The 8,168-nt window shown below is 35.2% G+C and carries 4 protein-coding genes; 3 read left to right on the top strand and 1 reads right to left on the bottom strand.

Annotation, left to right across the window (positions count from 1 at the left end; genetic code table 11):
- Nucleotides 1-1,319 precede the first annotated feature (1,319 nt).
- Both BMZ76_RS10770 and BMZ76_RS10765 read left to right on the top strand, forming a co-directional pair.
- Nucleotides 1,320-6,440, top strand: coding sequence for a LamG-like jellyroll fold domain-containing protein (locus tag BMZ76_RS10770; protein WP_091205963.1), 5,121 nt, complete (start codon nt 1,320-1,322; stop codon nt 6,438-6,440).
- A 147-nt stretch (nt 6,441-6,587) separates the two neighbouring features.
- Complete coding sequence (locus tag BMZ76_RS10765) at nt 6,588-6,821, top strand: hypothetical protein (RefSeq protein WP_091205959.1); 234 nt, start codon at nt 6,588-6,590, stop codon at nt 6,819-6,821.
- An 89-nt stretch (nt 6,822-6,910) separates the two neighbouring features.
- On the opposite strand, the gene BMZ76_RS10760 is transcribed toward BMZ76_RS10765, so the two are convergent.
- Nucleotides 6,911-7,363, bottom strand: a complete 453-nt coding sequence (locus BMZ76_RS10760) for a DUF4442 domain-containing protein (RefSeq protein WP_091205954.1) — start codon at nt 7,361-7,363, stop codon at nt 6,911-6,913.
- A gap of 278 nt (nt 7,364-7,641) precedes the next feature.
- Between BMZ76_RS10760 and BMZ76_RS10755 the strand changes: the two genes are divergently transcribed.
- On the top strand, nt 7,642-8,097 hold the full coding sequence (locus tag BMZ76_RS10755; RefSeq protein ID WP_091205951.1) for a DUF4870 domain-containing protein: 456 nt from the start codon (nt 7,642-7,644) through the stop codon (nt 8,095-8,097).
- The last annotated feature ends 71 nt before the right edge of the window (nt 8,098-8,168 follow it).

Below are 8,168 nucleotides of genomic sequence, written 5' to 3'. Positions count from 1 at the left end.
CAACACTCGCTAAAGTGTTTCTCGAAGCGGGTGCAAAAGTACAACTTCTTTTTTCAACTGGCAAGAAAATTTTGAAGTTTTTTTGAGAAATATTTTATCTCTTTTTCTTCGCTTTTTCTTATCAATTTGTCAAGGAACTTTGCTTATTTTGCGGGGTGCAAATGTAACATCCGTTTTCTAATCTCACAAGCTTTTCAGAATCTTTTTTAGAAAATAAATTTTCTTCTTTGATTCGTTTTACTTGCCAGTATTTTAATGAACGTCTGCGTCATTGCGGGTGCAAAACTACACCCTTTATTCGCTTTTACAAGCTTTTTAAACACTTTTTTTTGACCTTTTCTTAACTTTATCTTTAACTAGCTGATATCACGTTTTTTGAAGGTAGAAGTTTTTTAAACAAAACTAAAATCAAACACCCAATAAACTCGTTTTCTTGTCAAAATCCCCTATTCCATTGCTAACAGATAGCTTTTAACTATCCGATCCTATTTATAAAATCTTGATGAATTCACGAATTATTGCCTTTTCCCCTATTTATTACAACGCTTTGCTTATTAAAAGTAACTCTGATTATCTTTATTAGAATAAAAACGAAAAATAAGGCACGTACCCAATCATTAAAAAACAAAAGATCCAAACCTGGCAAAAGGTTTTATCCAATATCTTATGTAGAGATAAACAGTACTTTTTTTTTCACTCCTATATATAAGGTAACAAAATATATCGTATTAAAGTGATTTCGAATTTGACGAAAAACCATAGCTGATTCGATTCTGGATATACATATACATTAATTCCACCGATTCAAATTACCTACAGGATTTATTAGAAAAAAAGAAAAATCAACAAATGATAATCTATAAGGACATTTTAGTAATTCGATGGGTGTGCATATGCAAATAAAACCCGCAGTATTAGTTAAGCAACATTTTTAAAATTATTTTGCTGTTTCCAGAATTCTTTCATTGTTTTTAAAAGACTTCTCTTATTCGTGAAGTCTTTTTTTTTGTGAAAGGTAGTGTTAATACGAGCAAATCGAAAGAAGGAATATTACCACCAATTAGAAATAAAAACCATCTGAAAAATGGCAGCTTCATTTTGTAATTAAATATTACAAAACAGTAAATGATTATAATATTAATCTAAAAATAAACTTACATTTTTTTATTATTTATGTCTTTTATCGATTTTATCTGTATTTAAACCGATTATTTCAAGTGATTAATTTAAATTTAGTTTACGAAAGTGTTTGTGTTACGGCGCTTAAAATTTTAAAACGAAAAATTACACCATAATTAATTAAATACTGTGATTAAATTATGAAGAAAACTACTCTAACAAATAAAAAGCTTTTTTTTACAATCAATTTGCTTTTCATTATAATTTACGGTTATTCCCAAACAACACAAACCTACAGCACCTCTGGAACTTTTACAGTTCCCACCGGTGTTACCAGCTTAAAAGTTGAAGCTTGGGGAGGCGGGGGAAGTGGAGGTACAAGAACATCAAATGGAGTTAGCGGCGGCGGCGGCGGCGGTGCTTATGCTAAAAAAATAGTAACCGTCGTACCCGGAGAACAATATACTTATATAGTAGGTACTGGAAGTACATCAAATACATCTGGTGGCGATTCTTCATTTTCTTCACTTGTCCCAACTATTCTTCTTCGAGCAAAAGGGGGTAATAGTGTAGCAGATAATACAATAACTGGAGCAATTGGAGGCTTAACTTCAGGTTGTATTGGAGACATAAGCTTTAATGGCGGTAGCGGTGCAACAGGTAGTAGTGGAACATACAGCGGAGGCGGTGGTTCATCAGCGGGGACAGCATCTAATGGTAATACTACTACAAATCAAACCGGAGCAACAGCTCCTGTTAATGGGGGAGATGGCGGCTCAGGCACAAATACCAATAATAATGGATTACCCGGAACTACTCCAGGAGGTGGCGGAGGTGGTGCATTTCGCACATCAAATGGTAACAGGACAGGCGGTTCTGGAGCTGATGGAAAAATAGTTATAACTTGGGTGGCGCCTCAAGAAATAAACATTCTTGGAAATACTATAACTATAACAGACGATGATATAACTCCAAGTCCTACAGATTGGACAGATTATGGATCAATGGAAACCAGTACGGGAACTATCACAAAAAAATACACCATCCAAAATACGGGAAATGTTGCTTTATCCATTGGTTCCATAACTATTTCTGGAACTAACGCTGCTAATTTTACACTTACCGCAAGCCCTAGTGCTTCAATTGCCGCAGGAGCAAGTTCTATATTTTCTGTTACTTTTGACCCTGAAACTATAGGAACAAAAACTGCCACAATTTCAATTATAAACAATGACTCTGATGAAAATCCATATAATTTTTCCATAAAAGGAGTGGGAATCCAAACCTTTTTTGATAGCGATGGAGATGGCGTTTATGACAATTTTGACATCGATGATGATAATGACGGTATTCTGGATGCCACCGAGGAAATAAATTGCAATAGTTCAAAGGGACGTAAAGTAGATTATAAGTTTCTAAATGAAACCTTTGGTACAGGCGGTAGAACTTCAGACTTTACTGCAGCCTATAATGCAACAACAACCTATTGTTATGAAGATGGAATAGTTGGTTCTAATACTGCAACATGTGCTTTTCAAACAAGCAAAATATTAGATGATGGAGAATACACAGTGGTTTCCAAAATCACGGGAACAGTAGCGAGCGATCCTGAAAATATTCATGGCGATTTAGCTTGGTATAACGGAGAAGATCACACCACAGGTGATATCAATGGAAGAATGGCAGTATTCAATGCTAGTTTTGAACCAGGCGTATTTTATGAAACTACAATTACAGGCATATTGTCTAATCTGCCTATAACCTACAGTTTTTGGGCATTAAACATCATGGCATCATCTACCTACCCTAATTCAATTTTGCCCAATATAACCGTTGAATTTTTTGATTTGTCCAATAATCCGCTGGCTTCGTTCAATACTGGAGACATTGGAAGATGTTCCTCTAATACTTTAGACAATAGCTGTGCTCAAGGAGTCTGGCAACAATTCACTACTAGCGTTAATCTGGGAAACATCAATGCTTTTATCATCCGATTCAAAAACAATGCGCCCGGGGGTGGCGGTAATGACCTCGCTTTGGATGATATACTTATCTCACAAACCTTGTGTGATTTAGACAATGATGGCGTTGCAGATATGTTTGATTTGGATGCCGATAATGATGGAATTGAAGACATTATTGAAGTGGGTTTAGGAAATTTAAGCGATGGTAAAGGTAAGATTGCTGTGGCTTGGGCCGATTCAAACGGAAATGGATTGCATGACAATGCCGAATCAATCGCGGCATTAGCTGCATTGGATTCGGATGGAGACGGCATTCCAAATTATTTGGATTTAGACAGTGATAATGATAGTATTTTTGATTTGGATGAATCCGGTGCAGGAAATAGTGGTGCAGCTACAAGCTTTGTCAATGGTGATGGGGATATCAACGGAGACGGAACCGGAGATGGATTAGACACGGAAACTTTTAGGAGCAAAGACACTGATGGCAACGGAACTTCGGAACTTTTTGGCGACGGAATATTAGACATTTACGATTACGGTACCGGAGTCAATCAATACGGGAATTTTGGACAGGGAAGTACTGTTGCTCCTTTTCTGAATTATCTTTTGGATACTGATGGCGATGGAATTCCGAATTATATTGATGTAAAATCTAACGGACTTATATTTGATATAGCAAATTCGTTGTTAATCTATGATTACAAAATTCTGGACAGTAACAATAACGGTATTGTTGACGGTACTACTGATATCGATAAAGACGGAATTATGGATGCTTTTGATACCAATACTACTTATTTTGGTTCTCCAAGGGATTTGCATACCAAATTATTTCTTGATTTTGATGGTCGAAACGATTACGGACAAAGTACGTCTATTCTTGGTGGTTTAACCAATGCTTCCTTAATGGCATGGATCAATTTGAATTCCGCTTTTTCAACAGATGGTGTTATTGTGGGTCAGGATAAATTTCAAATTCGCATTACTGCTGCCAAAAAACTGGAAGCAATAGTTAATGGAACGACAGCGACTTTTGCTACAGCGCTGAATGTTTCCCAATGGTACAATGTAGCCACGGTTTATGACGGAAATAATTTGAAACTATATCTTAATGGCGCTTTGGTGGCAACCCAAGCCGCGTCCGGAAGTATCGCTGCTGATGCATCATTGCTCACTTTAGGAAAAAATCCAATCGCAAACACAAAATATTTTAAAGGAAAAATAGATGAAGTACGTGTATTCAATATTGCGCTGACGGATTCACATTTACAAAGGATGGTATATCAGGAAATTGAGGACAATGGTTCACAAATTAAAGGAACGATGATACCTAAAAACATTGCCTCTACTCCTGCTTCATTGCCTTTTGCTAACCTGCTCCGATATTACAGAATGGATAATTATAAAGATGATATTATTGACGATCTATCAACCCCGGCAATTGATATCAATGGAACAAAAATCTACAATCATAAAAATATTTATCTCCAGCAAGCTCCTATGCCTTTCATAACAGAAAGAACCGGAACTTTTGCTTTAGCGGTAAATAGCCCGACCAAAGAAATCAGAGGAAATGATATCATGGAAAACGATTGGTCTATTGTCAAAGTAGAACATAACATTACCGAAACGGCTAACAACATTGATTTAGGAATGCTCGTAGATACCGGAAAAAAAATTGTGATGAATAACAATACCAAAATACAAAATGACTGGTATCTAAAGTTAGACGGAACAATCGATTTAACAGGGATGTCACAATTGATACAAACAACGGAGAGTGATTTAGACGTGGCCAGTACAGGTTTTATCGAAAGAGACCAGCAAGGACAGTCCAATTTGTACAATTATAATTATTGGAGTTCCCCTGTAAGTCCTATCAATACTGTAGCCAACAATACTAATTATACCGTAAATGGGGTATTTAGAGATGGGACTAATCCTGCAACCCCAGCAAGTATTACTTGGGTTAGTGGATACAACGGAGCACCAACAAATCCAGTTAGCTTGGCGCGTTATTGGCTTTATAAATTTGATAATAATGCCAGTGCTTACGCAAATTGGATTCAAATAAATGAAACAAGTCCATTACGGGTAGGTCAAGGGTTCACCTTAAAAGGAAGCGGAGCGGCCTCGGGAACACAAAATTATACCTTTGTAGGAAAACCGAATAATGGAACGATATTGACCAACACCGTAAGTGCCGAACAATTGTTGCTGACCGGAAATCCTTATCCATCCGCCCTAAATGCGTACGCTTTTATAAACGACAATCTGAATTCAGTAGACCGAGTACAAGACGTTGGTTTAGACGGAACCATTTATTTCTGGGAACATTCCTCCAATAATAATACACATGTATTAAAAGATTATTTAGGTGGCTACGCTGTACTCAATTTGTCAGGAGGTTTACCACCAGTAGTGCCAGATTTGATCAGTGGTGTTGGGTTGAGTAATAAAATTCCAAAGCAACATATTCCAGTAGGACAAGGATTTTTTGTCTATGGAAAAACAGGCGGTGGCGGAACTGTAATTTTTAATAATGGACAACGGGCGTTTCAGAGGGAAATTGACTCCACTTCCAACACCCTTTTTAAAATTAAAGCTAAAGCCAAAGCTGAAAACGCATGGGATACAAATACCAATGATCCAATACAAAAAGACACGTCAAAAAGAATTCGTTTGGGATTCAATTCTACTAATAATTTCCATCGTCAAGTATTATTAGCGTTCATGCAAGAGAAAGCAACCAGCGCAATTGATTACGGTTATGACGGATATCTTCTGGATGATTTCCCGAACGATATGTATTTTTTAAACGGAGCCGATCAACTGGTAATTCAGGGAGAAGGCTATTTTGATATGGAATCCTCCTTCCCTATTGGGGTAAAAACTGATCGCGAAGGGATTATAAAATTCATGATTGACGATGTAGAAAATTTTGAAACCAACCAACCTATTTTTGTGTATGATGACGAAACAAAAATGTACCATAACATCAGGAATAAAACTTTTGAAATTAATATTCCAACAGGGGAATTCCACAACCGATTTTCATTGCGTTTTAAAGATAAAACCCTTGGTACAAATGAAGAAATCAGTAGTACAAATGATATTATAGTTTTGCATTCACAAGACAAAAATACGCTCGTAATCAATAATAAATTACTGGATACAACAGTTCAAGAAGTTACTTTATTCAATATGCTTGGACAGGCTGTTGTTAATTGGGAGATTGAAAATCAAGTTCAGGAAAACATCCAGCTTCCTATCAAAAAAATAAGTTCAGGGGTGTACATTGCACTACTTAAAACGTCAACAGGAGTTCTCAGTAAAAAGATAATTATTAAATAATTCGTTTTTTTCTACGAAAAAATCAAATACAATTAAGTAAATATTAATATAAATTGAATCGAATAATTTGAATTATTATTTATATTTGAAATGGAATTTTGGATAGATGTCCAAAGTATAAAAGAAACCGATTTTAAAATTTAAATAATGAAAAAAATAGTAACATTTGTAGCAATAGCATTCCTTACCCTAAATGGTAATGCACAGGAAGTTAAAGCTGTGGCTAAAGATCAAGCGAAAAAAGAATCCTGTTGTGCAAAAAAAGACTCTAAGTCAAAAGATATGACTGCAGCAGAACTTGAAAAATGCAAAACAAAATGCAAAGCTGAAGGGAAAAAATGTGATGCCACAATGGCTAAAGCAAGTGGAAAAAAATGCTAATCTAAAAGATTCTTATTTTATCTAACAGAAAACGCCTCTAAAATTTAGAGGCGTTTTTTATTGGTATATTTCGTGAGGGAATCGAGCTTTTATTTTACCCTTACACTCCATTCAAAATCCATTTCGGATACCTGAATTCCTTTTTCATCGGTTCCTATGGATTTCATCCAGAAAGTTTGTCCTTCTCCAGTGGCTATGGTTTCTTGAATTGCTTCTTCTATCAAATGCCCGTCATTACAGGTAAAAGTTATTCTGCCAGTCGCTTTTTTAGTAAAATTTCCTTTATTATTGGCCACTAACATTGAGATTTTCCTGCCGCTTTTTTGAATTTGAAACATAACCAAAGCTCCTGTAGAAAGTTCAGCCGCCATGGCTTGTACTGCAAAATACATCGAGTTAAATGGATTTTGGTTGATCCACTGGTGTTTTACAGACACTACACATTGGTTCTCATCAATGGTTTTTACACGCACACCACAAATAAATGCCGACGGTAATTTGAACAATAGAAATTTATTAAGTTTTGATGCTGTAAGTTTCATAAGTAGTTACTGTTTATTTTTTAAAGAAATATGATTTCGTCATTGCTTATTATTATTAGGATTTTAAATCCTGGCGGGTTCATTATCACTGGTTTTTTTGCTAAAATACAAAAAAATAGTATGCATACATATAAAATTAATTTGTTAATTTTATGTTAATATTTGGTACTATGCGAAACAAGATACTGTCTTTTAGATATATATTTGTATAAGAAATTACTAGGTAGCGTATTTAGTAATTACGCCGAAAGTTTTAATCATCATCAAAATCAAAAAAAATGGAATCAACCACTGAAAAAAACATCGCAACATTTACACATTTGAGTTTACTAACTCAATATTTCATTCCTTTTGGAAATTATATTTTTCCAATAATTCTTTGGAGTACCAAAAAAGAGGAATCTGAATTTGTGGATCATCACGGAAAACAAGTCCTGAATTTTCAATTGAGTTTATTGCTTTACTCCTTAGTGCTGATTATGATTGCAATTCCTTCGTTTCTTATTTCAGCTTTCAGAAATGTTTCTTTTGAATCATTGGTACATCACAATGACATTACACTTTCCAATTTCAACCTTGAAGACAACATTGCACTATTAACGGTTGGATTAATTTGCGTTTTGATTTTCGGACTTTTGAAAGTGGCTGAATTCTTCTTGATTATTTATGCCTCGATCAAAACATCAAATGGAGAAAAATACTCGTATCCAATTACGATTCCGTTCATTAAATAAGGAAGCAATCAGATTAAAAGAGAATAGACGTAATACATAAAGCGAACGAACTAGCCCTGATTACAATGGAA

It is taken from the genome of Flavobacterium xueshanense, assembly GCF_900112975.1.
Taxonomy (GTDB): domain Bacteria; phylum Bacteroidota; class Bacteroidia; order Flavobacteriales; family Flavobacteriaceae; genus Flavobacterium; species Flavobacterium xueshanense.
The sequence above is the reverse complement of the archived record's forward strand: the minus strand, read 5'-3'. Positions and strand labels throughout refer to the sequence as shown.

What these genes read in the sequence shown, in the direction of transcription:
- BMZ76_RS10770 (WP_091205963.1), top strand. Translation starts at nt 1,320, where the DNA reads ATGAAGAAAACTACTCTAACAAATAAAAAGCTTTTTTTTACAATCAAT.
- BMZ76_RS10765 (WP_091205959.1), top strand. Translation starts at nt 6,588, where the DNA reads ATGAAAAAAATAGTAACATTTGTAGCAATAGCATTCCTTACCCTAAAT.
- BMZ76_RS10760 (WP_091205954.1), bottom strand. Translation starts at nt 7,363, where the DNA reads ATGAAACTTACAGCATCAAAACTTAATAAATTTCTATTGTTCAAATTA.
- BMZ76_RS10755 (WP_091205951.1), top strand. Translation starts at nt 7,642, where the DNA reads ATGGAATCAACCACTGAAAAAAACATCGCAACATTTACACATTTGAGT.